This is a genomic window from Cryobacterium sp. SO2 (assembly GCF_026151165.2).
Taxonomy (GTDB): domain Bacteria; phylum Actinomycetota; class Actinomycetes; order Actinomycetales; family Microbacteriaceae; genus Cryobacterium.
Window position 1 is genome coordinate 1137641 of sequence record NZ_CP117849.1, and the last position, 24251, is coordinate 1161891.

Here is a 24251-nt window from a genome sequence, read left to right on the forward strand (position 1 = left end):
TTCCCAACTAGCGGCCGGGCTGGCTTTCGCCGGTGCGGCCTCGTAGCGTTGAAGCATGGGCCACGATCACGCATCCGCATCGACGAATAATCGCGCTCGCCTGTCGATCGCGATCGGCCTCGTCGCGGCGGTGCTGGTCGTCGAGACCGTGGGTGCCTGGTTCACCGGATCCCTGGCGCTGCTGGCCGATGCCGGCCACATGTTCTCCGACCTTGCCGGCTTGATCATCGCGCTCACCGCCACTATCGTCGCCGCTCGTCCGGCCACCGACCGGCAGACCTTCGGCTACCAGCGGGCCGAAGTCTTCGGCGCGCTGCTCAATGGCCTGATCCTGCTGGTTGTGGCTGGCTTCGTCGTCGTCGGCGCGATCAGCCGGCTGATCGCCGGTGACCCCGGGGAAGTGTTGGCCGCCCCGATGCTTGTGGTCGCCGTGATCGGCCTCGTCGCGAACGTCGTCGGGATCCTGCTGCTGCGCCCCGCCGCCGCCGGCTCGATCAACATGCGCGGCGCCTACCTCGAAGTTCTGGGTGACGCGCTGGGCTCGGTGGCCGTGATCGTGGCCGCCATCGTCATCCTCACCACGGGCTTCGCCCAGGCCGACGCCATTGCGTCGCTGGTCATCGCCGCGATGATCGTGCCCCGCGCCTTCGGGCTGCTGCGGGACGTCGTGCGGGTGTTCAGCGAGTCGGTTCCGGCCGACACCGATGTGCGCGCCATCCGGGAGCACCTGGAGGGCACCGTGGGCGTCGTGGCGGTGCACGATGTGCACGTGTGGGCGATCACCTCGGGCTCGCACGTGTTCAGCGCCCACGTTGTGGTCGAACCCGAACTGTTGGCCGCCGGCAGGTCGGGTGAGCTGCTGAGCGAACTATCCGAGTGCCTGTCGCACCACTTCGACGTCGAGCACTCCACGTTCCAGCTCGAACCGGCCGATCATGCGGCGGATGCGGAACACGAGCACCACTCGCACCGCTAGCGCAACTCCAACCGCGCAGGCTGCGGGGCGTCAGGCCTCGTGCTTGCCGTCGTTGTTGGTGTCGAAGGTCTCGGGGTCGAGCACGAGCTTCTCGGGGTCGACGCTGGTGCCGGCGCGCGCCTCGCGGCGGGCCTTCACCATGGACTGGATGTAGTGGTAAATGGTGGGGATCAGTGTGATCACGACGGCGCCGAGCAGGATCAGGTCGATGTAGTCGCGCACGAAGTCGGCCAGCGGCGGAATGTAGCCGAGGAAGTAGCCGAAGAAGGTGAGGCCGGCGCCCCAGATCATGGCGCCGATGAAGTTATACAGGCTGTACTTGCGGTAGTCCATGTGCCCGACACCCGCGGCCACAGGGGCGAAGGTGCGCACGATCGGCACGAAGCGGGCGGCGATCACGGCGAAGCCGCCGAAGCGGACGAAGAAGGCGTTCGTGCGTTGCACGTTCTTGACGCTGAACAGGCCGGATTCCTTGCGTTCGAACACCCGCGGGCCGAGGCGGTGCCCGATCAGGTAGCCCACCTCGCCACCGAGGAACGCGGCACCGCCGATGGCCAGGGCCACCCACCAGATGTCGATCTTGATGATGTCGAAGAACACGAACAGGCCGGTGATCACCAGAAGCGTGTCACCGGGGAGGAGGAATCCGATCAGGAGGCCGGTCTCGGCGAAGACGATCGCACACACGCCCAGCAACGCCCAGGGCCCGAATCCGTTGATAAGGATCTCCGGGTCGAGCCACGGGATGAGTGCGGTGTTAATCACGAAGAAAACTCCAGTCGTCGGCGGCTAGATCGGCCAGTCGGCGGTGATCGCGTGCGTCGCTACAGGTTACCGCGTAATTCACAGGGAAGGCCTGATGAAGGGGTGGGCTAACCCCCCAATGTGTTGTGAGGTCCGGTGCTCGTGCGCATGGCGAGGCGGTTGTGCGCACGGTCGGCGAACCAGGTGCGCAGACCGAACACAATCGACGCTGTGATGAAGAAGCCCGCGATGATGTACGCGGCGCTTTTCACCCCGGGGATCGCGGCCGCGTAGTACCCGGTGAGCGTGATGCCCACTCCCCAGGCGAGCGCTCCGACCAGGTTGCTGGAGAGGAACTTGTAGTAATTCATGCGCCCGACGCCGGCGACCACGGGAACGAAGACCCGCGCCCACGGCATGAATCTGGCCACCACCACGGCCCACCAGCCGTATTTCAGGTAGAACGACTCGGTCTTCACGATCGCCACTTGGGTGCGCCGGCCGCCGCGCCTGTCGAGATAGCCGCGGCCGTAGCGCCGGCCGAGGAGGAAACCCACCTGATCGCCGAGGAACGCGGCGATGCCGACGCCGACGGCGAGCACGATGATGTTCAGGCTCGACGTGGAGGCGGCCACGAGCCCGGCGCCGAACAGGAGGGAGTCACCCGTGATGAACGGGATGAACACGCCCAGGAACAGGGCGGTTCCCGCGAACACGAGCGCCCAGACGAGCAGGTAGAACACCACGACACCCGCGCTCGCGACGAAGTCGCTGAGCTGGCCGTCCAGTGCCGCGGTGCGCAACATGGCCTAGCGCGCCAACCCGTCGAAAACGGCGCCGTTGTACGTGAAGGCCGCATCGACCTCGGCCACCAGGGTGTCGACATCGGCGGGCGCGAGCGGCAGGGCGTTCAGCCGGTCGCGGTAGGCGCGCTTGTACTGCACGATATTGTTGATCGCGTCGAACCTGTAGAAACCCAGCTGCTCAGGGGCCGCGCCGTAGTGGCGGGCGACGAGGGCGGCGATGGCCTGGCCGCCGGATAGGTCGCCGAGGTAGCGGGTGTAGTGGTGGGCCAGGCACCGCACGCTGTCGGCGCTGGTGAGGGACTGCAGGTGGGAGATGTATTCGGTGGTCGACGGGAGCGGGGGATGCTCGCGGCGCCAGTCCTGCACCCCGAGCGCGGCCAGGTCGCTTTCGATCGCCGGCAGCCGGTCGAGGGCCGGGTCGAAGATTTCGATGCGGTCGACCTGGGAGACCCGGTCGACGAGCTGTTCGAGGGCTTCGTAGACCCAGGCGTACTGGCCGAGGTATCGGGTGTAGTCGGCGAGCGACAGATCGCCGCTCATCAACTCGGTAATGAACGAACGCGTCTCGGTGTCACGGTGCTGGCCGCTCGAGCTGGCGCGAAGATAATCGGCCAGGCTCGGCTGCTGGTCAAGAGTGTGCGGGGTCGTGTTCATGGGAGGAACCGATCTGCTTGGTTTGCGAGTAAGGCAATCCTAACCTAAGCAAATTCCGGTGGCCAGAATTGTGAGGGAGTTCCTGGAAGCGAACAGCGCACGACTTCAGATGGGTCGATAGCCGGTGTTCGTCGGTGCGGGAGAAGGGACTTGAACCCTCACGCCTTACGGCACAGGTACCTAAAACCTGCGTGTATACCAATTTCACCACTCCCGCGAGTGCGGCTCCAGTCTAGGGCGCGAGGCGCAGGCTGACCGGAAAAGCCGTCTCGTTCCCAATTCTGTCGACAATGTAGGTTAGCCTTGCCTTATGCCCATCTTGCCCGCGGACTTCCGCCCTGCCCGAATCCTCACTGGACTCGCCGCCTCCGCGGCCACGATCGCCCTCCTCGCCGGCTGCAGCGCGGGCGCCCCGGCGGATGCCGATGCCGGTAGCGGGCGCACCGTCGACACGGTCCTCGGAGAAATCACAGTGCCGGAACAGATCGACTCCGTCGTGGTCATCGAAGGACGCCGCGACCTCGATATCGCCCTGGCGCTGGAGCTGCCCGTTGTGGGGTTCCCGATCGAGGAGGAAGGCGCCCTCGAGCTGGAGTCCCCGCTCGCCGACGCCCGCTCCCTTGCCGAGGAGAACGGCGCGACGGGTCTCTTCCTGGCCGACGAGATCAACATCGAGGCGCTCGCCGAAGCCGCGCCGAGCCTCATCATCAGTCGCTCGGACGACGTCGAACCGATCCTCGACGAGCTCACCGCGATCGCGCCGGTGCTCGCGATCGGTGAACAGGACGTCTCCACCTGGCAGCAGGACCTGCTCCTGGTGGGCGAGGCGACCGGTACCACGGCCACCGCCGAGGCCCTCATCGCGGAGTACGACGCGCGGGTCGCCGACGTGGCGGCCACCTACGCCGATGTCATCGCGACCACGCTCGTCGTGCCGCTGGGCACTGACGCCGACGGATCGCAGGTGCGCCCGAACCGCCTGCTGTCCACCGTATTGCAGGATGTCGGCGCCGCGCCGAGCGCCGCGTTCGCCGAGGCCATCGCGACCGGCGACGGCGTGGAGTCCGGGCCGGAACAGCTCTTCGACGCGTTCAAGGATGCCGACGGAATCGTCGCGCTGGTGAACGTCGCCGACGAGTGGGCCGCCACCCAGGCGAACCCGCTGTGGACCCAACTGCCGGCAGTGCAGGCCGGGCACGTCGTGCGGTCAGACAAGTCCACCCACGAGGGCGGTCCGATCACAGCGATGCACGCACTCGACGTGGTCGAAGCGCTCTACGCCACCTTCTGACCCTCGGCCTTCCCGTGACAGCGACACCCTCCAGCGTGCCCTCGGCGAGCCTGACCCGCGTGGCGCTCGTCGGGGTGCTCGTCGTTCTGGCCGTCGTGGTCGTCGCGGTGATCAGCCTGTTGATCGGAACCCGGCAGTTCGATCCGGCCACCGTCTTCGGCGCCCTCACCGGCACCGCGGGGGAGGAAGCGCAGACCATCGTGCTCGGCCAGCGGGTGCCGCGCACCCTGCTGGGCATCGTGGGCGGCGCAGCCCTCGCGATTGGCGGTGCCCTGGTGCAGGCGCACACCCGCAATCCCCTGGCCGACCCTGGCCTGCTCGGCGTCACCGCGGGTTCAGCGCTCGCCGTGGTGTTGGCCGTTTCGCTCCTGGGCGTGACGACTCCGCTCGGCTACCTGTGGTTCGCGTTCGCGGGGGCCGCGACCGGTACCGTGCTTGTGGCGGTGTTCGGCACCCTGGCGACCAGACGGCGGGATGCCGGACCGGCTTCGCTGGTGCTCGCCGGTGCGGCTATCTCCGCGCTGCTCAGCGCCGTGACCGGGGTCATCCTGCTCCTGGACACCGCCACGCTCGACGTCTACAGGTTCTGGACCGTCGGCTCTCTGGCCGGCGGGCGCGGGACGGAGGCCCTCGGTGTGGTCTGGCCGTTCCTCGTTGTCGGCTTCATCCTCGCCGTGGCGCAGGCGCCCGCGCTCAATGCCCTCGCCCTCGGCGATGACATCGCCCGCAGCCTCGGCCGGAATCTGGCCGGGACGCGGGCACTCGGACTCGCTGCGGTGGTCCTGCTGGTGGGTGGCGCCGTCGCCTGCATCGGCTCGCTCGGCTTCGTGGGCCTCGTCGCCCCGCACCTCGTTCGACGGCTCTGCCGTGACGACCAGCGCGCTGTGATCCCGCTCTCCGCCGCGGCCGGAGCTCTTCTGGTGCTGCTCGCCGACATCGTGGGACGGGTGGTCGTGGCCCCGGCCGAGCTGCCGGTCGGGATCACCCTCGGGGTCCTCGGCGGGCCGGCCTTCCTGCTGCTGGTGATCTCGGCCGCCCGCCGCCGCCGCCGCCCCAGAGCACCCAGAGCACGGACCCTCTCGTGAGCGTCATCCGGCTCGGCCCACTCTCGGTGAAAGTGCGCCCCCGCCTGCTCGTGGTGTCGGTCGTTGCCCTGACCCTGGCCGTGGTCATCGCCGTCGTCTCGCTCGGCATCGGCGACTTCGCGCTCACCCCCATGCGAGTCGTCGAGGTGATCCTCGGCGGCGGCACACCGCGGGAGGAACTCATCGTTAGCACCCTCCGGCTGCCCAGAGCCATCCTCGCCCTCGTCATCGGTGCCGCCCTGGGCATTTCCGGTGCCATCGTGCAGACCACGGCCCGCAACGCCCTCGCCAGCCCCGACCTGCTCGGGGTCACCTCCGGGGCGAGCGCCGGCGCCGTCGCGGTCATCGTGCTCGGCGGCACGAGCGGCCAGGCCGCCGGTCTGCTCCGGTCCGTCGGGGTGCCCATCGCCGCGGTGGTCGGAGGGCTCGCCGCCGCCGCGCTCGTCGCCCTGGTGCTGCGCGTCGTGGATGCCGGCGGGGTACAGCCGATCCTCGTGGGCGTTGGCGTGTCGGCCTTTTTCGGCGGCCTGGTGAGCTGGATGATGATCGCGGCCAGCATCGACGACGCGGCCAGGGCGAACGTGTGGCTCACCGGCTCTCTGAACGGTCGGTCGTGGCCCGAATTGACGGCGGCGGGAACGGTGACCGTGCTCGGCTTGCTCGCGCTCGTTCCGCTCGCGCCCCGGCTCGCGACCCTGTCGCTCGGCCCGGACATCGCCCGGTCGCTGGGCCTGCGCCCCCTGCCCGCCGTCGTCGCGCTGCTGGTCGTGGCCGTGGTGCTCGTCTCCGTGGCGACGGCCGTCGCCGGCCCGATCGCGTTCGTCGCGCTCGTCGCCCCGCACCTGGCGCGGATGGCGTCCCGCGCTCCAACCCCGCCGCTGTTCGTGTCGGCGGCGCTCGGCGCCCTCATCGTGGCCGGAAGCGACATCGTGGCCCGCACCGTGCTCGCCCCGATCCTCCTGCCCGTCGGCGCCGTCACCGCGGCCGTCGGCGCCCCGTTCCTGCTCTGGCTGCTCGTTCGCGGCCGAAAGGCGTCAGCATGACCCACGACAGCACCCCTCGCCCGCCCGCCGCCGACGCCGACGAGGCGAGCGTAGACATCCGCCCGCCGGAGTCGAATCAGTTCGTGATCGACGGGCTGACCGTGCGCTATGGCGACCGGGTGGCGCTCGACCGGGTGAGCGCAACCCTCCCCGAGCGGGCGATCACGGCGGTCATCGGGCCCAACGGCTGCGGCAAGTCCACCCTGCTGCGGGCGCTCGGCCGACTCGCCGCGGCCGACGACGGCCGTATCTCGCTCGGCGGCACCGACATCGCATCGATCAAGACCAAGCAGTACGCGCGTCGCGTGGCCATGCTGCCCCAATCACCCGTCGCCCCGGAGGGGCTCACCGTCGCGGATCTGGTGGCGCGCGGCCGGGACCCCTACCGGCACTGGTACGACCAGTGGTCACGCGGCGATGAGGAGCTCGTGCGCGAGACCCTCGTGGCGGCGGACCTGACCGAGCTGGCCGACCGGCACCTCGACTCACTCTCCGGCGGCCAGCGGCAGCGCGCCTGGATCGCGATGGCCCTCGCCCAACGCACGGGCGTGCTGCTGCTCGACGAACCGACAAGCTTTCTGGATGTGGCCCACCAGCTGGAGGTTCTCGACCTGGTGGACAGGCTGCACGCCAATCTCGGGGTCACGGTCGTGATGGTGCTGCACGAGCTCAGCCTGGCCGCCAAGCACGCCGACCACCTTGTGGCCATGAAGGACGGCCGGATCGTCACCACCGGAACCCCAGCCGAGGTCGTGACGCATGATGTGCTGGCCGAGGTCTTCGGGATCGAGGCCGAGATCGTCCCCGACCGGCGCACCGGCCGGCCGCTCGTGATCCCCACGGGCCTGAGCGGGCGTGCGGCCACCGGAGTGCAGCGTGGGAGGATCTGACCATGAGTGACATCGCGGTCTTGCCCGCCGCCAGTGCGACAGTGCGCGCGGCCGACTCCGTTCGACGGCTCATCACCTCCGGCCGGCTTGCCCCCGGCAGCCGGCTGATCGAGAGCCGGCTGGCGGCCGATCTCGGCGTGTCCAGGTCGCCCCTGCGTGAGGCGTTGCGGGTGCTCGAGGAGGAGGGGTTGCTCTCCTCGGTGCCCAACCACGGGGTGACCGTCACCGAGCTCAGCGCGCAGGACGTCTACGAGATCTACACGCTCCGGCGCACCCTGGAGGAGATGGCCGTGCGGATCGGGGTGCCGGTCACCGATCCTGCGCGACTGGAGCGCCTCGACGGTGCCTTCGCGCAGATGCTCGAAAACGCGCACAACGGTGACGAGGACTCGGCCGCCGAAGACAGCCACCGCTTCCACCTCGCGCTCGTCGGCCTGGCCGGGCATTCCCGCCTGGAGCACAGCTACCGCTCACTCGCGCTCCAGCTCACGATGCACCTGAACCGGCGCGCCCGTGCGGCGAGCGAGACCCTGGTCGAACGGGCTGAACGCCACCGGCGGGTACTCGACCTGGTGCGGGCCGGCGACGCCGAGGCCGTCATCACCGAGCTCGCCGACGGGGCGGCCGTCACCCTCGTGCGCCGGCTGGGCGGTCCGGGCCTGCTGACTCCCGAAGCCGAACGCTGGTACCTGGCGGCGCTGGCCCACGACTGACGGATGACTGTGCGGACCGGGGCAGTTGCGGCCGCCGACCCGAAGGTTCTCGGTCAGAGCAGCCGTTCGACGAGGTCTTCCTGCTCGTGCGCCGCGCCGCAGTACCCGCGGTGACCCAGCGCCGTCGACACGCGCAGGGTGACCCAACCGTTGCGGTCCGCCCTGTCGTGGTCGGCCAGACGGCAGGGGCGCAGCCGATCTTCGCGGCTCGCCAGGAGGCGGGCAAGCGGAGTCAGTGGCGGGGTCTGGGCCATATGCCCAACCTAGAACCCGGACCGGGCCGATTCGGCGCATCCGGTCGGTTGGCGCACCCCCAGTAGGGGGCGACATTTCGGGCGCCCAGTTGCCCTAAAAGGCCGGCTGTGGATAACTCGCACGCGGCGGACCGCTCGTGGCGCAGGATTCCTACATGAGCGAGGCCGTGCGCATCATCACCGAGCAGGTGCGGCTTCGCGTGCGCCGCGACGGCGTCGACCTGGCCGCCAACGACACCCTGGCCGACCAGTACGTGCGCGACGAGGTGCGCCGGTACAGCGAACGGGCGCTGGGCGGGTCGATGCCGCTGATCGTCGACGAGTTCCAGGCGGCCAGGGAGGTGGTCGCCGCGCTCACCGGCTTCGGCGCCCTGCAACCGTTCCTCGACGACCCCGAGATCGAGGAGATCTGGATCAACTCGCCCACTCGGGTGTTCGTTGCCAGGGACGGCGTGCCCGAGCTGACCACGATGGTGCTCACCGAACGCGAGGTGCGCGACCTGGTCGAGCGGATGCTGCAAGCCTCCGGCCGCCGCGTCGACCTCTCGTCCCCGTTCGTCGACGCGTCCCTGCCCGACGGATCCCGGCTGCACGTGGTGATCCCCGACATCACCCAGCGGCACTGGTCGGTCAACATCCGCAAGTTCACCCGGCGCATCCGCGATCTCACCCAGCTGGTCGCGCTGGGCGCGCTCACCCAGCCGGCCGCCGACTTCCTGCGGGTGTGCGTGCGCGGCGGGCAGAACATCCTGGTCTCCGGCGCCACCCACACCGGCAAGACCACCATGCTCAACGCGCTGCTGTCGGCCACCCGGCGCACCGAACGCATCGTGACCGTGGAGGAGACCTTCGAACTGAGCGTGGGCGCCCGCGATGTGGTGGCCATGCAGTGCCGGCAGCCGAGCCTGGAGGGCGCGGGCGAGATCACTCTGCGCCGGCTGATCAAGGAGTCGCTGCGGATGCGCCCTGACCGGCTGGTGGTAGGAGAGGTGCGCGAGGCGGAGAGCCTCGACCTGCTCATCGCCCTCAACAGCGGCCTGCCCGGCATGTGTTCGATCCACGCCAACAGTGCCAGGGATGCGCTGGGCAAGCTGTCCACGCTGCCCCTGCTGGCCGGGCGCAACATCGACTCCGCCTTCGTGTTGCCCACCGTGGCCGGCTGCATCGACATCGTCGTGCACTGCGAGATCGACCGGCACGGTCGCCGCCGGGTGACCGAGATCATCGCGCCCAGCGGCCAACTCACCGGCGCCACCATCGAGGCGAGTCCGCTGTTCCTGATGAAGGACGGCGTGCTCGAACACACCGGAGGATTCCCCACCAAACTCGCCAAGTTCCGGGCCGCCGGCCTGGACCCCGCCGAGGTTCTGCGGAGGGGAGCGGCATGATCCTCATGCTGGGCAGCCTCCTCGGTGCCGGCCTGGTGCTGATGAGCGCGCCGCTGCTGTGGCCCGCCTCCCGCACCGGGAACAGGGGCGGCCGGCTGCTGGACGGCTGGCGGGCCCGCCTGGCTCAGGCCGGGTTCGGGTCGCTGCCGCTGTCGGTGTTCACCACGCTGTCCGGGGTGCTCGCCGTGGCCGCCGCCGCGCTCGCCGAGGCGCTGCTCGGAGTTCGGGCGCTCACCGTCGTCGCCGGCCTGACCTGGCTGATCCTGCCTACCCTTCTGGTGCTGTGGCGGGCCAGGGCCAGGCGCCGGCTCAACCGCACGGTGTGGCCGGACGTCGTCGACCACCTCGTCTCGGCGGTGCGGTCCGGCCTGGCGCTGCCCGACGCCGTGAGCAGCCTCTCGCAGGCCGGGCCGGTGGCCACCCGCACCGCGTTCGCCGAGTTCGAACGCGAATACCGGGCCACCGGCAACTTCGGCTACAGCGTCGACCGGCTCAAGTCCTCCCTCGCCGACCCGTTCGCCGACCGCCTGCTCGAGACCCTGCGGATGGCGCGGGAGGTGGGCGGCAGCGACCTCACCGTGGTGCTGCGCAGCCTGTCCAGCTGGCTGCGACAGGATGCCGCCGTGCGCGCCGAGGTCGAGGCCAAGCAGTCCTGGGTGGTCAATGCCGCCCGGCTCGGTGTCGCGGCGCCGTGGATCGTGCTCGTCCTGATCAGTTCTCGGCCGGAGGCCGCGCAAGCCTTCAACACCGCCGCGGGCACCGTCGTCATCCTCGGCGGCCTCACGGTGTCGGTGCTGGCCTACCGGGTGATGCTGATGCTGGGGCGGCTGCCCGAGGAACGCCGGTGGTTCCAATGAACACGATCGCCTGGGGCGCCTTTTTCGGGTCGATGCTGGGCATCGGGTTGTGGTCGCTGGTGAGCCTCACCCCGCGGCTCAGCCGGCCGCGTCTCGCGAATCGGTTGGCGCCGTACCTGCTCGACGTGTCGGCGGAGGCGCGCATCGTCGTCGGCCGGCGCTCGGTCGACCCGATCCCCGTGCTGGGCACCCTGTTCTCGCCGGTGTTCACCGCACTCGCCCAGGCCCTAGCCGGCGCGCTCGGCGGCGCCGACGTCATCGCCAGACGCCTGCGCCAGTCCGGCTCGGCACGCTCGGTCGAGGCGTTCCGCTCCGAACAGCTGGCCTGGGGCCTGATCGGCCTGGCCGCCGCGCTGCTCACGATTCTCGGCACACCCCTCGGCCGGGCCTGGCCGCTGGTCGTGCAGTTGGCCGCGCCTGTCGTCGCCGCCACGGCGGGGGTGGTGCTGCGGGACTCGGTGCTGAAACGGGCGGCGACGGCACGGCTGGCCCGGATGGACAGCGAACTGCCCACCATCCTCGAATTCCTCACCCTGTCCCTCGCGGCCGGGGAAGGCATCCTCGACGCCCTGCGGCGGGTGGCGCGCAGCACCTCGGGGGAGCTCTCGCGTGAGTTCGCCGGGGTGGTCGGCGACGTGCACGCGGGGGTCTCAGTCACCGCGGCGCTCACCGACCTGTCCCGGCGGATGCGCCTCACCTCGCTGACCCGTTTTGTGGACCAGGTCGTCGGCGCGATCGACCGAGGCTCCCCGTTAGCCGAGGTGCTGCGGGCGCAGGCGCAGGATGGCCGCGAGGAAGCGAAGCGGCACCTGCTCGAGGCCGCCGGCAAGAAAGAGGTGGCGATGATGGTGCCGCTGGTGTTCCTGATCCTGCCGATGACCATCGTGTTCGCGATTTTCCCCGGCCTGTTCGTGCTGCAGGCCGGCTTCTAGGCATACCCGAACCGTGCGACCAGAACCACCCCGCACCATCCGTGCACCACCCAGAAGAAAGCAGGACACCGTGAGTCTCATCATCCAGTTTCAAAACCGTATCCGCGCCTGGCTGCACGACGAGAGGGGTGACGTGCCCGGCTGGGTGCTCATCACTCTGATGACGGCCGGGCTCGTCATGATCATCTGGGGTCTGGCCGGACCGGCCCTCAGCGGCATCTTCGAGCAGGCCATCGACCGGGTCAGCGGCATCTGACGCGCCATGATCCGCGGCTGGCGCGGTGCTCCGGGCGACACCGAACGCGGTTCGGCCGTGGCCGAGTTCATGATGGTGACCGCCCTGCTCACCGCGCTCACCCTCGCCGTGCTGCAGCTGGCGCTGGCGCTGCACATCCGCAACACAGTGCTGGACGCCGCCGCCGAAGGCGCCCGGTATGCCGCCCTGGCCGACAGCGGGCTAGACCGCGGTGCCGAGCGCAGCCGCGACCTGATCACGGCGGCGCTCGGACCGGCCTACGCCGCGGATGTCTCGGCGAGCTACACCGAGGTCGCCGGGCAGCCGGGTGTGCGGGTGCGGGTGGTGGCCCCGCTGCCGTTGTTCGGGTTGCTGGGCATGGATCGGGGTTTGGAGGTGGAAGGCCATGCGGCCGTGGAGGGATTGGCGGATGACTGAGCTGCGCGCACTGCTGGCCGGGTGGCGGGCGGCGCTCGCCGGAGAGACGGGCTCCGCGTCGCTGGAGTTCATCGCCGTCGGCCTAATCCTGCTGGTGCCGCTGGTCTACCTCGTCGTGACGATGTCGGCGCTGCAGGGCGGTGCGTTCGCGGTGGAGGGCGCCGCCCGGCAGGCCGCCCGCGTGTATGTGCAGGCGCCCACCCCGGCGGAGGCCGAAGCACGGGCCGAGCGGGCGGTGCTGGTGGGGCTGGCCGACTACGGCATTGACGCGGCCGACGCCGAGGTGAGCATCGGTTGCGCGGGCGCGCCCGTCTGCCTGTCCCGGCGCAGCGTGGTCACCGTCACGGTGCGGGTGCAGGTGGCGCTGCCCTTTGTGCCCGCGGTGATCACGCGGTCTCGGGGTGCGAGCATCCCGCTCGAGGCGTCGGCGACCCAGACCGTGTCCAGATTCTGGCACGAGGGCTGAGGGCGCCGATGCGACGGCTCCGCCGCAGAGTGCAGGGCGAGGAGGGCTCAACCCTGCTGCTCACCATCTTCTACGGCTTCCTCGCGCTTGTCGTGGTGCTGATCGTGGTCGCCGCCACGAGCCTGTACCTCGAGCGCAAGAAGCTCTTCACCCTGGCGGATGGCGCGGCGCTCGCCGGTGCGGAATCGTTCGCGCTCGACGCGGTCGCGATCGACTCCGGCGAACTGCACGCCGCGCTCACCACACCCGAGATCCGGGCCGCCGCCACGGCCTACCTGGCCGCGGCGCCGCATCCGGAGCTGGAGTCCGTGACGCTCACGCGCGCCGAGACCGTGGACGGCCAGAGCGCCACGGTCTCCCTGCGGGCCTGGTGGCGCCCGCCGGTGCTCACCCTGTTCGTGCCCGACGGCCTGCCCGTGGAGGTGACGGCGGTCGCCCGCTCGGTGTTCCACTGACATTCGTTCCACTGCCGCGAAGCCCGTAGGATTAGTCAAAGCTTTGATCAATTTTCTATCCTCCCCTCTTCGCGTCGAAAGAAGTGCTGTGTCCTCATCGGTTTTCTCACCAACATCGTCGTCTGTCGTCGCACCCACGCTGCTCTCCGACCTGTCGCTCCAGACTGAGACCGAACAGCGCAACGCCGAGATGGTGATTGCCGCGGCACGAGCGCTTCGCCAGGAGCTACGGCAGGATCAGGATGCCGCGGACGATCGCGGAATCTACTCCGCCGGCATCCACCGGAAAATGCTCGAAAAAGGGTTGTACGACATCACCACCCCGCGCGCATATGGCGGGCTGCAGCTGCCTTTGCCGGTGCTGATGGCCGTGATCGTGGAGATCGCGACGGGCAACCCCGGTAGTGGGTGGAGTTTTGCGCTCGCGGCGCAGCACACCACCACAGTGGCCGCACACTGGCCCGAGGAGGTGCAGCGCGAGGCGCTAGCAGGTGGCTCGTTCCTGGCACCGCACCAATTCGCCCGTCCGGGCGACGTACGTGCTGTTGACGGTGGCTACATGATTGACGGCGATTATCCGTTCAGCTCCGGGTCGCCGTATTCAACCCACGTGATGATCTCGGCTCCGGTGCGTGATGCCGAGCCGGGTGATCCTGCTGCTCCGGATTATGTGACGCTGCTCATCCCACGGGAGGGCTACAACGTGCTGGACGACTGGCGCGGCTCATTCGGCATGAAGGCATCGGGCAGCAACACAGTGCGTTTTGCCAAACGATTCGTTCCGGGCGCCTGGGTGATCGCGGGCATCGGAGACGATGTGACCACGATTCCCGGCGGTGTGACGCTGCACAACGACGGGCTCTATTTCGGTCGCCTTGAGGCGTATCACCCGGTGGGACTGGCCGCCGTTGCCGTCGGGGCTGCGCGCGCAGCCATCGAGGAATTCACAACGGTAGTGAAGTCCGGTTCCGATAAGTTGAGCGGCTCGGCGAAGTCTGACGACCCCGCATTCCAGTACACCCTCGGTCTCGCCTCGGCGCGGGCCGACGCTGCAGAAGCGCTGGTTTACGCTGCCGTGGATGCCTACACAGCCGTCGGCCGTCGGCATCTGGCAACCGGGGTTTCGCACACCAGAACAGAACTCACCCGGATCGCAGGCCTCGGAACGTCCGCGATGAGCTTGGCCGAGAGCGCGGTCGATTCGGTATTTGAGCACATCGGCACACTGCGTGTGGTGGATGGCACCCGGGTTCAGCGCTACTTCCGCGACGTGTCCACCTTGCGCACCCACGGCCGGTTTCACCCCTACACGGTTGCAGTCGCGCACGGGGTGGCGATGCTCAGCGCACCCTGATAACACGCACCCGCGTGACCAGACGAAGAATCAGGCGCGAGAGTGGATGTCGGGCGGGGCTCCGCCGGCCAGCTGGCGCAGGAGCCGGACAAGTTCGGTGCGATCTGCGGTGGAGAGTGCGCCCGCCCATTGCTGTTCGCGCGCGTTAAGTCTGCGGAACAGTGCGGGAATGCGCGAGTGGCCCTCGGGGCTGAGGCTGAGCACCACGGAGCGTCCATCTCGGGTCGACGGGGTGCGCAGAATCCAGCCGTCGCGGTGAAGGGTTTTGGTGACCGCCGACACGGCCGCCCTGCTCATGCCACTCGCGCTGGCAAGCCGGGATCCCTCCATCGGTCCGTCGACCGCCAGCAGCGCCACAACGAAGAACGACGAGTAGTTCAACGCTGCCGGGCGGTGCACAGTCGATTCGAAGTCGTAGGACGTGACGCGTGCCACCCGCGCAAGCAGAACAAACAACAGCATCGCCTCGGCGTCGAGCTCAGGCACGAGGTCAACCGCGAGCTGGGTGAACTGAGCGGAGTAGTCATACGCGCCGTTGGGTGAGAGCGCATCCCGGATTCCGTCAGCGGCCTCGGATCCGTGCGGGTCCTCGGAACCGTGAGCGTCCAGCGTGATCTCCTCCAGGGTGGCCGCTCCCGGTGGTGAACGGCCTCCGTGAGAGTTTAGCGGCGGCGGGTGGGAAGCGGCGGGGTTGACGCAACGGCCCGGCACAGGGCATTTCGCCCGCTGTTCACCATGGGTTCAGGCGGCGTCTGTGCCAGCCCTGTTGCCTTGTGGGCGTTGCTTTCGAACCGGAAACAACACCGAGTCACCGATTTCAGGGGGAAACACCGTGTTCCGTGCCGCCAAGTCATCCACCCACCGGGGCCAGCGCGGCGCGCTGCTGGTCGCCGCCACCGGCCTCCTCGCCGGTGCCAGCATCCTCGCGCCACTCGGCGCCTACGCCGCCACCGACGACCACGGTGGCGCCGCCCGCAATGACGGCGACAAGACGGCCATGATTCGCGACTCCATCGTCGACGGCCCGGCCAAGAACGTCATCCTGCTGATCGGTGACGGGATGGGCGACAGCGAGATCACCGTGGCCCGGAACTACGCCGAGGGCGCCGCCGGCGAGCTCGCCGGCATCGACGCGCTTCCGCTGACCGGCCAGTACACCACCTACGCCCTCAACGAAGACGGCACCCCGAACTATGCCTCGGAATCGGCCTCCACTGCCAGCGGTTGGTCCACGGGCACCAAGACCAAGAACGGCTCGCTCTCGGTCGACATCAACGGCACCCCGCAGTCGACACTGCTGGAACTGGCCAAGGCCAACGGGCTGCGCACCGGCGACGTCTCGACCGCCGAAATCCAGGACGCCACCCCGGGCGCCCAGGTCGCCCACATCTCCGCCCGCGGCTGCTACGGCCCGGTGAAGACCACCGAAAACTGCGCCTCGGAGGCGCTCGAAAACGGCGGGCTCGGGTCCATCTCCGAGCAGCTGCTCACCCTGCGTCCCGACGTCGTGCTCGGCGGCGGGTCCGCCACCTTCACCGAGACCGCCGTCGCGGGAGACTGGGCCGGGCAGACGCTCTTCGAGCAGGCCACCGACCGTGGCTACCAGCTGGTGAACGATGCCGCCGGCCTCGACGCGATCACCGCGGCCGACCAGAGCGCCCCGGTGCTCGGACTCTTCACCGAGGGCAATTTCCCCACCCGCTGGGTCGGCCCTGAAGCCACCGTCGGCGGCGGCGACCTCGCCCCGGTCTCCTGCACGGCGAACCCCGAGCGCCTGGCCACCGGGCTGTCCCTGGCGTCTCTCACCGACAAGGCCATCGACCTGCTGTCGGCCGACAGCGAGCAGGGCTTCTTCCTGCAGGTCGAGGGTGCCAGCATCGACAAGCGTGACCACGCCGCGGATGCCTGCGGCCAGATCGGCGAGACCGTCGACCTCGACGAGGCCGTGCAGTCCGCCCTGGCGTTTGCCAAGGCCGACGGCAACACCCTCGTCGTGGTGACCGCCGACCACGCCCACACCAGCCAGATCGTCGGCTCGACCCCGCCCGGGCTCAGCGTGGCTCTGACCACCGAAGAGGGCTCGACCATGCTCGTCAGCTACGGCACCGCCGAAGCCGGGGAATCCCAGCAGCACACCGGATCCCAGGTGCGCATCGCCGGCTACGGCCCTGGTGCCGCGAACGTGCTTGGCCTGACCGACCAGACCGACCTCTTCTTCACCTCCGCCAACGCCCTCGAGCTCACGACCGACCTCGCCTCCCTCAGCGCGGCCGCGACTCTTGTGCTCGACCAGGCCACGGTCGCCCCCGGCGCGGACTTCACCGCTGCCGGTGCCGGCCTGGCCGCCGACTGGCAGGCCACGGGCGAGGTGAGCACCTCGGGTGCGGCCGACCCGCTGGGCGTGTCCGACGTGATCGACGGCGAGGCCGTCTTCACCGGCACCGCGCCGACCGAACCCGGTGACTACACGGTCACGCTGACCGGCGCGCAAACCGGCGTTGCGGTTTCCGCGGTGCTCACGGTTGCCGCAGCCGGCGTAGCGACACCGGATCCGACGCCCAGCGCGTCGCCCACGGCCACGGCCCCCGCCGCGGTCCTGCCCGGCGCTGACTCCGGTTCCGGTCCCGCCGCGAATGCTGCGGCCGCTGCGGTCGAGGTCCTCGCATCCACCGGGGTGCAGCTGGCACCGGTGGCTGGACTCGCTGCGGTGCTTCTTGCCGCCGGCGGTGCTCTGCTCGTGGTCCGTCGCCGTCGCCACGGTCTGAGCCACTAGGTTCCCCGCTCACCAGTGAAGGCCGCTCCTGCCGGGGCGGCCTTCGCCCGTTGAGGTGCCTTCAAGCATCCCTGGCGCGGGCGGGAGGCCGCCGGTTCGGTAATGTCGACGGAGTGCCGCATCCAGCGGCGAGGGAGACCAGTGACAGCCAAGCGTGACCGCCTCACCGGAGCCGGAGCCCAACTCGTCACCGAAGTGACCATCAACTACGGCTCGTCACTGGCCGGGCTGCTCATCCCCATGGTCGGCTCGCCGGTGGTGGTGGCCGTGCGCCAGCTGGTGATGGCGATCACCGTGCTGCCGTTCTACCGGCCCAAGTTCGTCACCTTCACCTGGGCCCGGCTCTGGCCCGCGCTGGCGCTGGGCGTCACGCTCGCGGTGATGAACCTCACCTTTTACGAATCGGTCGCCCGGCTCGGTCTCGGCGTGGCCGCGACCATCGAGTTCCTCGGCCCGTTCGCCGTGGCGCTGGCCGCGTCCCGGCGCTTCCTCGACTTCGTCTGCGCGGCCGCGGCCGCCGGCGGGGTGGTTCTGCTCACCTGGTCGGATGGCACGCTCGATCCAGTCGGCATCGCCCTGGCGCTCACCGCCGCTGCGGCGTGGGCCGGCTACATCCTGCTCACCCGTCGGGTGGCCACCCAGTTGCCCGGACTGGAGGGCATCACCATCGCCAGCCTGGTCAGTCTGGTGCTGCTCGTTCCGCTGGCGCTGTTCACGGTGGACTACTCGACGCTGAACTGGGGCGTCATCGGTCTGCTGGTCGCCGTCGGCATCCTCTCATCGGCGTTCCCGTACACGCTCGACACGTTCATCCTGCGGCGCATCACCCCGCGGCTCTACGCCATCATCACCAGCTTCGGCCCGGTCGTCGCGGCGGTGTTCGGGGTGCTGGTGCTCGGCGAGAGCCTGTTGCTGCAGCAGCAGATCGCTATCTTCGTGGTGTGCGCCGCCGCCGGTGCGGCGATCGCCACCCAACGCGAGCAACCGGTCTCCGACCTCGAGCGCACGGCCCGCGCCATACCGTAGAAGCACCCCGTTCGCGCGCCATTCGTGCGCGCCAGTTCGTAGCGACACCCCCGCCGACTTGCCGCAAAAGTACCCGTTTCGGGCGCTGAAGGGGCACTTTGCGGCAAGTCGCGGAGACACCCCACTTCGACTTCCCGCAAAAGTACCTGTCGCGGGCGCTGAAGGGGCACTTTGCGGCATCTCGGCGCGAGGGCTGCTCGGTGAGATGACAGGTGGTGCCCCCGCGGGGCTCCCGAGGGGGCGTCAACTGGCAACTCAGCTGCGCGTCCGCGGTGAGATGGCAGTTCGTGCCTCTTCGCGGCTCCTGAAGGGGCCTCAACTGGCAAATCGTCCGCGGACTACTCACGCAACGGGCCAGTGAGGGTGCGCTCGGTGGGGTAACCGAGCGGCTCAGTCGCGGGTGGGGATCGCTTCCAGCGCGTCTGTCTCCAGCGCCGCAACGAACTCGTACGCCACCAGCTCGCGCGGGGTGTCCTCGATGCCCGCCAGCGGGGCCAGCACCTTCGACTCGTCGAGGGCGTTGAGCTTGCGGGCGGTGGGCAGCACCTGGCGCTCCATCGAGCCCACGAAGCCGTTGTAGTCCTTCACGGTGCGCTCGATCGCGCGGCCGAGCTTCTCAATGTGGGTGGCGGTGGTGGCCAGTCGGGAGTAGAGCTCGCGGCTGAGATCGAAGAGCACCTGTGCGTCGTGTGTGAGTACATCCTGCTGCCAGCTGAACGCCACGGTCTTCAGCACCGACCACAGGGTGACCGGGGAAGCCAGGGCCACTCGCTTGCTGAACGCGAACTCCATCAGGGACGGGTCGGCTTCGAGCGCCGACGACACCAGCGACTCGCTCGGGATGAACGCGATCACGAGTTCGGGGGAGGCCTGCAGGCCCTGCCAGTAGGCCTTGCTGCCGAGAGCCGTGACGTGGTCGCGCACGGCCTTGACGTGCGCCTTCATGAACACGGCGCGCTGGGCGCCATCCGCCCCCGTGGCCGTGGCTGGAATCTGGCTGGCCTCGAGGAACGCCGTGAACGGCACCTTGGCGTCGACGGCGATGTTCTTGCCGCCGGGCAGGTGCACGACCATGTCGGGCCGGCCGGCGCCGGCATCCGAGCTGATGCTGGACTGCACGTCGAAGTCGACCCGCTCGATGAGCCCGGCGGCCTCGACCACGCTGCGCAGCTGGGTCTCGCCCCAGACACCGCGGGTGTTGTTGGCGCGGAGGGCGGAGGCGAGGGACTCGGCGGTACTGCGCAGCCGCTCCTCGGATTCGGTGGCCGAGCGCAGCTGTTCGGTGAGTTCCCCGTGCTGCAGGCTGCGCTGCTGCTCGAGCTCGGCGACCTTCTGCTGCATGGTCACCAGGCTGTCTTTCACCGGGGCCAGGGCTTGCAGCACCTGGCTTTCCTGCCGGTCACGTTCGGTGCGGGCGGCCTGGTCGTCGCGCTGCCGGTCGACGATCTCGCGGTACTGCCGCTTCTGGTCGGCGATCTGGTCGCGCAGGCCGTCAGCGGTGGCCTGCATCGACGCGAGCTCCTCCCGCAGCAGCGACTGCACTGCGGCCTCCCGGGAACGGGTTTCGGCGAGCACGACCTGGTGCCGCGCCTCGAGCACCGCGGGGTCGTCGCCCGTGCGAGCGCCCGCCTGGCGGCGCTGCAGCAACACGACGGTCACGAGAGCGCCGAGCACCACACCGAGGATGAGGCCGAGAAGAAGCGCGAGGAGGTCCATGCGGCCAGTCTGACAGCGACCACCGACACCGCCGGCAGGCCGGGCGCGCGTCGCCCGCGCCGGCCGCCAGAAAGGGGATGCGCTGGCTAGTTCAGCGCCATCGGGCCGTGCGTGGCCCGGTGCTCGCGGGTGGCGACCGGGCCGATCACGCCCACGTTGACGCCGCAGATGCGGGCGAGGTCTTCGACGGTATCGGCGCCGTGCCGGTCGGCGGCGTGGATGATGATCGCGGCGCAGGCCTCGGAGTCGGCGAGGGCATTGTGGTGTGAGAAGTCCTCGAAGCCGGCGGCCATCGCGGCCACCGGCAGCCGGTAGGAGTCGAGGTGGTAGGTCTTGCGGGCCACCTGCAGGCTGCAGACGTAGCGGAAGTCGGGCACGGTCATGCCCGTGATGGTGGACGCCGTCTTGATGACGCCCAGGTCGAAGCCCGCATTGTGCGCCACGAGCACGTCACCGTCGGCGAAGTCGACGAGGTTGGGCAGCTGCTGCGACCAGCTGAGCGCATCCACGACATGGTGGGGGGAGATGCCGTGGATCTTGATGTTCCACTCCTGGAACGCGTCATGGCCCAGCGGCGGCTTGATGAACCAGCCGATCTTGTCGACGACGACGCCGTCGCGCACCTTCACCAACCCCACGGAGCAGGCCGAGGCGGCCGACGAGTTGGCGGTTTCGAAATCGATGGCGGTGAAGTTGACGGGCACGCCTCATGGTCTCACGCGCCACCGACCTCGCTGCGCCGCGGGCATCCGTGCGCCGGAAAGTACCCCGAAAACACGCGGCAGAACGCCGAACGGGCTGAGCCGGTACCATGGACTCTCGTGGCTCTTACTATTGCAATCGTCGGACTGCCCAATGTTGGCAAGTCCACCCTCTTCAACGCGTTGACCAAGAACAACGTGCTCGCGGCGAACTACCCGTTCGCCACCATCGAGCCCAACGTTGGCATCGTCAACCTGCCCGACCACCGTCTGGCCAAGCTGGCCGAGGTGTTCGGCAGCGAGCGTCTGCTGCCGGCACCGGTGTCGTTCGTCGACATCGCCGGCATCGTGCGCGGCGCCAGCGAGGGCGAGGGCCTGGGCAACAAGTTCCTCGCCAACATCCGTGAGGCCGACGCCATCGCGCAGGTCATCCGCGGATTCGCGGACCCCGACGTGGTGCACGTTGACGGTGCCGTCGACCCGGCCAGCGACATGGAGACCATCAACACGGAGCTCGTGCTCGCCGACCTGCAGACCTTGGAAAAGGCGATCGTGCGTTACGAGAAGGAGACCAAGGGCCGCAAGCTCGACCCGAGCGTTCTCAAGACCGCGCTCGAGGCGCAGACCTTCCTCGACACCGGCAAGCCGCTGTCGGCGTCCAAGATCGACGTCGAGCCCATCCGCGAACTCGGCCTGCTCACCACCAAGCCCTTTATCTACGTCTTCAACGTTGACGAGGCCGTGCTGCAGGATGCCGAGAAGCTCGCCACGCTTGCCGCCCTCGTCGCCCCCGCCCAGGCCGTGTTCCTCGACGCCAAGCTCGAATCCGAACTCGCCGAGCTCGACGAAGAAGACGCCGCCGAGATGTTGGCCTCCACCGGCCAGGAGGAGAGCGGGCTCAACCAGCTCGCCCGCATCGGCTTCGACACCCTTGGCCTGCAGACTTACCTCACCGCCGGCCCCAAGGAAACGCGCGCCTGGACCATCCACAAGGGCTGGACCGCCCCGCAGGCCGCCGGAGTCATCCACACCGACTTCCAGAAGGGCTTCATCAAGGCCGAGGTCTTCGCGTTCCAGGACCTGATCGACGCCGGCTCCGTGGTGGAAGCTCGCGCCAAGGGCAAGGCCCGCATCGAGGGCAAGGAATACATCATGCAGGACGGCGACGTGGTGGAGTTCCGCTTCAACGTGTAGCGAAACAGCATCAAGAATCTGAAGGCGGTGAGCGGCACATGTGCCGGTCACCGCTTTTTTCTGCAGATGCTATCGGCGTTGGCTCGTGGATATCATTGAGAGCTCGAACAATCACATGCTGACGGCAGTCATACATGTCTCAGGTGCGCTGGATCCGGTTTGGGGGGACGCAGCGGATCGACACGACCATCGGATCACCTACGTGGACTATGCAGCACGACAACAACGCGCTGAACAACTGGTGCAGGAGATAGGCCTTCCCCGCCCCCTGAACTCGGAACTCCTCCACCGCCACATGGAGCAGCTCCGGAAGAAGAAGATCCTCGTCCTGCAGGCGCCTCAGGGATTGGTGGACAGAGGAATCTGCGCGCTCTGGCTCGAGGTTTCGGGTGAAGAATTTGAGCGGATCTACTACGCGCCGACAGACTCGGCCGTGCACCGGCAGCAGTTCGTGAATCATGAATTCGGACACATGATCCTCAACCATAAGAAGATGATCATGCCGGCCGACAGAGTTGCACTTCTCGCACCCCTCGTCCCGATGAACGCCATCGTCTCGGCGCTCTCCAGAAGCAGCTTCACTGACGAGGAAGAAGCAATGGCGGAAGTCATTGGGGACGAGCTTGCGATGATCCTTCGGAAGGACGCGGCACTGAGCAGGCGCCCGGCCGAGACCGGATTCGGGCAGATTCTCTGATGTTCGCACTGATCGAATACGCGGTGCTCGCGGCCCTCTGGGGCACGACCCTTCTCCTTGTCCCCAGCGCGCTCCGCGGAAAACGACGTCTGCTGTTCTGGTTCATGCTGGCCTTCGCCGTCACCATGTCGTTGATTTCCGACGGCCCGTATGCGGTCACTGACGGACTCCTAGGCGGAGTCGACATCACCTATTTCATCTTCCACGCGACAGCGATCCTTTGTGTGGCCTTGTTCGACTCCCTCATCCAGACGGCCGTCTCGAAGGCCGGGCTAACCTCCATTCGAAAGCGATTCGCCTTCTGGGGAGCGACCGGGCTGATCCTCCTCCAAGCTGGCCTCTTCTTCACTAACGACTGGAACATTGACAACCTCCAGTTCATCGGCCCTGGTGACTGGAGTCAGCTCGTCTACAGCTTCACGACCTGGATTGCTCTGATCGTTCTTGCGATCTCGACGATCGTCGCGTGCTCGACGGACTTCACGCGTCAGTCGGACACCTCGCTCAAGATTGCACTCGTGATGATCTCTGCCGGGTGCGCATTCGTGTCGCTCTACGTCGTTATTCAGATGGGTGTGGCGATCAACAGGGCAGCGGGTGGCACCACCGTCAACGCGACAGTTGATTTCTTGTCGGTGGCTTGCCCGCTCCTTGCCCCCGTTCTCCTGTCGCTTGGTCTCGGTCTCCGCCTGCTGATCGGAGCGTCCAGGAACCTGAGTGAGGCAGGCAGAAGCCGGCGGCTGCTGTGGAAGGTCACCCCACTTTGGGAGCGGCTGCTCGCCGACCGACCTGAGCTCAGTATTGAAGCGCCAATGTCACGGCTAACGGTGTGCTTTCGGGGGAAGCACGCGGCACACCTCCACCGCCGCTACGTCGAGGTTCGTGACAGTCTGCTTCTCCACCCCAACCAACCACTCTCAGCTCGCGAAGCCACGCTCATCCAGAGGATCGAAGAGCATATTCGCCAGGCCTCCGATGCATCTCGCGCAACCACAAACGACTCGAGGACCGATGAGTATCAAAACGCCCAGTGAAGCGGATGGGACGGCGGCCCCGCTACCCACTCCCCAGATGGAGCTCGCACGCAAACTGAATCTGCTGCTCGACGTTGTCGTGGCCGAAGGAAACACCCCGTACACCTACCGCGAGATCGCCGCCGGTCTCAAAGCCAAGAAGGTTTCGCTCTCGAGGGCCCGATGGCAGTACATGGTCAGGGGCGAAGGCCCTCTGGTCAGTGATGCCCTGCTTCTGACTGAGATCGCGAACTTTTTCGGGATTGCACCGGAGTACCTACTCGGGTCCGATGATGACCTGCCGGAGCGCATTGATTCTCAGCTGGAATTGGTCCGCATGATCCGGGTCAAGCGAGTGATCAACTTCGCGGCCCGAACCCTCGGGGATACGTCACCAGAAGCTCTTCGAGAGATCACGAAGCTTCTCGAGGGCGGGTTGTCCGGCGGCTCGAACCGGACGGACGAGTAACACCCTCCACGACCACGCGCCGATCGCAGAGCTGGACGGGCGGTGCGCAGGGTGGTGATCATCATGCCGAAAGAGGTAGGG

27 protein-coding genes and 1 tRNA gene are annotated in these 24251 nt (G+C 68.3%); 20 read left to right on the forward strand and 8 right to left on the reverse strand.

Annotation, left to right across the window (positions count from 1 at the left end; translation table 11 throughout):
• The first annotated feature begins 55 nt into the window (after positions 1–55).
• Positions 56–976, forward strand: a complete 921-nt coding sequence (locus BJQ94_RS05220) for a cation diffusion facilitator family transporter (RefSeq protein WP_265399580.1) — start codon at positions 56–58, stop codon at positions 974–976.
• 30 nt (positions 977–1006) lie between these two features.
• On the opposite strand, the gene BJQ94_RS05225 is transcribed toward BJQ94_RS05220, so the two are convergent.
• The 4 genes from BJQ94_RS05225 to BJQ94_RS05240 all read right to left on the reverse strand — a co-directional run bounded on the left by BJQ94_RS05225 (position 1007) and on the right by BJQ94_RS05240 (position 3397).
• The gene (locus tag BJQ94_RS05225) at positions 1007–1741 is read right to left on the reverse strand and encodes a VTT domain-containing protein (protein ID WP_265399581.1); all 735 of its coding nucleotides are present in this window, start codon (positions 1739–1741) and stop codon (positions 1007–1009) included.
• Between the two features lie 107 nt (positions 1742–1848).
• A complete protein-coding gene (locus tag BJQ94_RS05230; RefSeq protein ID WP_265399582.1) occupies positions 1849–2526 on the reverse strand; it encodes a DedA family protein in 678 nt (225 codons plus the stop codon).
• 3 nt (positions 2527–2529) lie between these two features.
• A complete protein-coding gene (locus BJQ94_RS05235) occupies positions 2530–3180 on the reverse strand; it encodes a biliverdin-producing heme oxygenase (RefSeq protein WP_265399583.1) in 651 nt (216 codons plus the stop codon).
• A gap of 135 nt (positions 3181–3315) precedes the next feature.
• Positions 3316–3397, reverse strand: a tRNA-Leu gene (locus BJQ94_RS05240).
• Between the two features lie 93 nt (positions 3398–3490).
• On the opposite strand from BJQ94_RS05240, the gene BJQ94_RS05245 reads away from it, so the two are divergent.
• From BJQ94_RS05245 to BJQ94_RS05265, 5 genes are read left to right on the forward strand one after another with little or no spacing between them, the layout of a single operon-like run.
• Entirely contained in the window at positions 3491–4471 is a 981-nt protein-coding gene (locus BJQ94_RS05245; protein ID WP_265399584.1) for an ABC transporter substrate-binding protein, read from the forward strand.
• A gap of 14 nt (positions 4472–4485) precedes the next feature.
• Positions 4486–5556 carry an iron ABC transporter permease gene (locus BJQ94_RS05250; protein ID WP_265399585.1) on the forward strand — a complete coding sequence of 357 codons (1071 nt, stop codon included), beginning with the start codon at positions 4486–4488 and terminating at the stop codon, positions 5554–5556.
• Positions 5553–6599 carry an iron chelate uptake ABC transporter family permease subunit gene (locus BJQ94_RS05255; protein ID WP_265399586.1) on the forward strand — a complete coding sequence of 349 codons (1047 nt, stop codon included), beginning with the start codon at positions 5553–5555 and terminating at the stop codon, positions 6597–6599. Before BJQ94_RS05250 ends, BJQ94_RS05255 begins: the two co-directional genes overlap by 4 nt.
• Entirely contained in the window at positions 6596–7489 is an 894-nt protein-coding gene (locus BJQ94_RS05260; RefSeq protein ID WP_265399587.1) for an ABC transporter ATP-binding protein, read from the forward strand. The genes BJQ94_RS05255 and BJQ94_RS05260 overlap by 4 nt, the downstream gene beginning before the upstream one ends.
• A gap of 2 nt (positions 7490–7491) precedes the next feature.
• The gene (locus BJQ94_RS05265; protein WP_265399588.1) at positions 7492–8202 is read left to right on the forward strand and encodes a GntR family transcriptional regulator; all 711 of its coding nucleotides are present in this window, start codon (positions 7492–7494) and stop codon (positions 8200–8202) included.
• Positions 8203–8255: 53 nt separating this feature from the next.
• Here the strand turns inward: BJQ94_RS05265 and BJQ94_RS05270 are convergent, their stop codons facing one another.
• Positions 8256–8456 carry a hypothetical protein gene (locus BJQ94_RS05270; protein ID WP_265399589.1) on the reverse strand — a complete coding sequence of 67 codons (201 nt, stop codon included), beginning with the start codon at positions 8454–8456 and terminating at the stop codon, positions 8256–8258.
• Positions 8457–8611: 155 nt separating this feature from the next.
• Between BJQ94_RS05270 and BJQ94_RS05275 the strand changes: the two genes are divergently transcribed.
• The 8 genes from BJQ94_RS05275 to BJQ94_RS05310 all read left to right on the forward strand — a co-directional run bounded on the left by BJQ94_RS05275 (position 8612) and on the right by BJQ94_RS05310 (position 14581).
• Positions 8612–9844 carry an ATPase, T2SS/T4P/T4SS family gene (locus BJQ94_RS05275; RefSeq protein WP_265399590.1) on the forward strand — a complete coding sequence of 411 codons (1233 nt, stop codon included), beginning with the start codon at positions 8612–8614 and terminating at the stop codon, positions 9842–9844.
• Complete coding sequence (locus tag BJQ94_RS05280; RefSeq protein ID WP_265399591.1) at positions 9841–10701, forward strand: type II secretion system F family protein; 861 nt, start codon at positions 9841–9843, stop codon at positions 10699–10701. The genes BJQ94_RS05275 and BJQ94_RS05280 overlap by 4 nt, the downstream gene beginning before the upstream one ends.
• On the forward strand, positions 10698–11633 hold the full coding sequence (locus BJQ94_RS05285; RefSeq protein ID WP_265399592.1) for a type II secretion system F family protein: 936 nt from the start codon (positions 10698–10700) through the stop codon (positions 11631–11633). Before BJQ94_RS05280 ends, BJQ94_RS05285 begins: the two co-directional genes overlap by 4 nt.
• A gap of 70 nt (positions 11634–11703) precedes the next feature.
• On the forward strand, positions 11704–11889 hold the full coding sequence (locus BJQ94_RS05290; protein WP_265399593.1) for a hypothetical protein: 186 nt from the start codon (positions 11704–11706) through the stop codon (positions 11887–11889).
• 6 nt (positions 11890–11895) lie between these two features.
• Positions 11896–12306 carry a TadE/TadG family type IV pilus assembly protein gene (locus BJQ94_RS05295; RefSeq protein WP_265399594.1) on the forward strand — a complete coding sequence of 137 codons (411 nt, stop codon included), beginning with the start codon at positions 11896–11898 and terminating at the stop codon, positions 12304–12306.
• Positions 12299–12772, forward strand: coding sequence for a hypothetical protein (locus BJQ94_RS05300; RefSeq protein ID WP_265399595.1), 474 nt, complete (start codon positions 12299–12301; stop codon positions 12770–12772). The genes BJQ94_RS05295 and BJQ94_RS05300 overlap by 8 nt, the downstream gene beginning before the upstream one ends.
• Before the next feature lie 8 nt (positions 12773–12780).
• Positions 12781–13227 carry a pilus assembly protein TadG-related protein gene (locus tag BJQ94_RS05305; RefSeq protein ID WP_265399596.1) on the forward strand — a complete coding sequence of 149 codons (447 nt, stop codon included), beginning with the start codon at positions 12781–12783 and terminating at the stop codon, positions 13225–13227.
• Positions 13228–13315: 88 nt separating this feature from the next.
• Positions 13316–14581 carry an acyl-CoA dehydrogenase family protein gene (locus tag BJQ94_RS05310; RefSeq protein ID WP_265399597.1) on the forward strand — a complete coding sequence of 422 codons (1266 nt, stop codon included), beginning with the start codon at positions 13316–13318 and terminating at the stop codon, positions 14579–14581.
• A 30-nt stretch (positions 14582–14611) separates the two neighbouring features.
• On the opposite strand, the gene BJQ94_RS05315 is transcribed toward BJQ94_RS05310, so the two are convergent.
• Positions 14612–15067 carry a MarR family transcriptional regulator gene (locus tag BJQ94_RS05315; protein WP_265399598.1) on the reverse strand — a complete coding sequence of 152 codons (456 nt, stop codon included), beginning with the start codon at positions 15065–15067 and terminating at the stop codon, positions 14612–14614.
• 346 nt (positions 15068–15413) lie between these two features.
• Between BJQ94_RS05315 and phoA the strand changes: the two genes are divergently transcribed.
• A complete protein-coding gene (gene phoA, locus BJQ94_RS05320) occupies positions 15414–17354 on the forward strand; it encodes an alkaline phosphatase (RefSeq protein WP_265399599.1) in 1941 nt (646 codons plus the stop codon).
• A 141-nt stretch (positions 17355–17495) separates the two neighbouring features.
• On the forward strand, positions 17496–18380 hold the full coding sequence (locus BJQ94_RS05325; protein ID WP_265399600.1) for an EamA family transporter: 885 nt from the start codon (positions 17496–17498) through the stop codon (positions 18378–18380).
• Between the two features lie 390 nt (positions 18381–18770).
• Here BJQ94_RS05325 and rmuC read toward each other — a convergent pair whose 3' ends face one another.
• The gene (rmuC, locus tag BJQ94_RS05330) at positions 18771–20096 is read right to left on the reverse strand and encodes a DNA recombination protein RmuC (RefSeq protein ID WP_265399601.1); all 1326 of its coding nucleotides are present in this window, start codon (positions 20094–20096) and stop codon (positions 18771–18773) included.
• A gap of 86 nt (positions 20097–20182) precedes the next feature.
• On the reverse strand, positions 20183–20800 hold the full coding sequence (locus tag BJQ94_RS05335; RefSeq protein WP_265399602.1) for an exonuclease domain-containing protein: 618 nt from the start codon (positions 20798–20800) through the stop codon (positions 20183–20185).
• A 117-nt stretch (positions 20801–20917) separates the two neighbouring features.
• On the opposite strand from BJQ94_RS05335, the gene ychF reads away from it, so the two are divergent.
• From ychF to BJQ94_RS05355, 4 genes are all read left to right on the forward strand, one after another.
• Positions 20918–21991, forward strand: coding sequence for a redox-regulated ATPase YchF (gene ychF / locus BJQ94_RS05340; RefSeq protein ID WP_265399603.1), 1074 nt, complete (start codon positions 20918–20920; stop codon positions 21989–21991).
• Between the two features lie 85 nt (positions 21992–22076).
• Positions 22077–22688 carry an ImmA/IrrE family metallo-endopeptidase gene (locus BJQ94_RS05345; protein ID WP_265399604.1) on the forward strand — a complete coding sequence of 204 codons (612 nt, stop codon included), beginning with the start codon at positions 22077–22079 and terminating at the stop codon, positions 22686–22688.
• A complete protein-coding gene (locus BJQ94_RS05350) occupies positions 22688–23722 on the forward strand; it encodes a DUF6545 domain-containing protein (protein ID WP_265399605.1) in 1035 nt (344 codons plus the stop codon). Before BJQ94_RS05345 ends, BJQ94_RS05350 begins: the two co-directional genes overlap by 1 nt.
• A 37-nt stretch (positions 23723–23759) precedes the next feature.
• Positions 23760–24170 carry a hypothetical protein gene (locus BJQ94_RS05355; RefSeq protein ID WP_265399606.1) on the forward strand — a complete coding sequence of 137 codons (411 nt, stop codon included), beginning with the start codon at positions 23760–23762 and terminating at the stop codon, positions 24168–24170.
• Positions 24171–24251 lie beyond the last annotated feature (81 nt).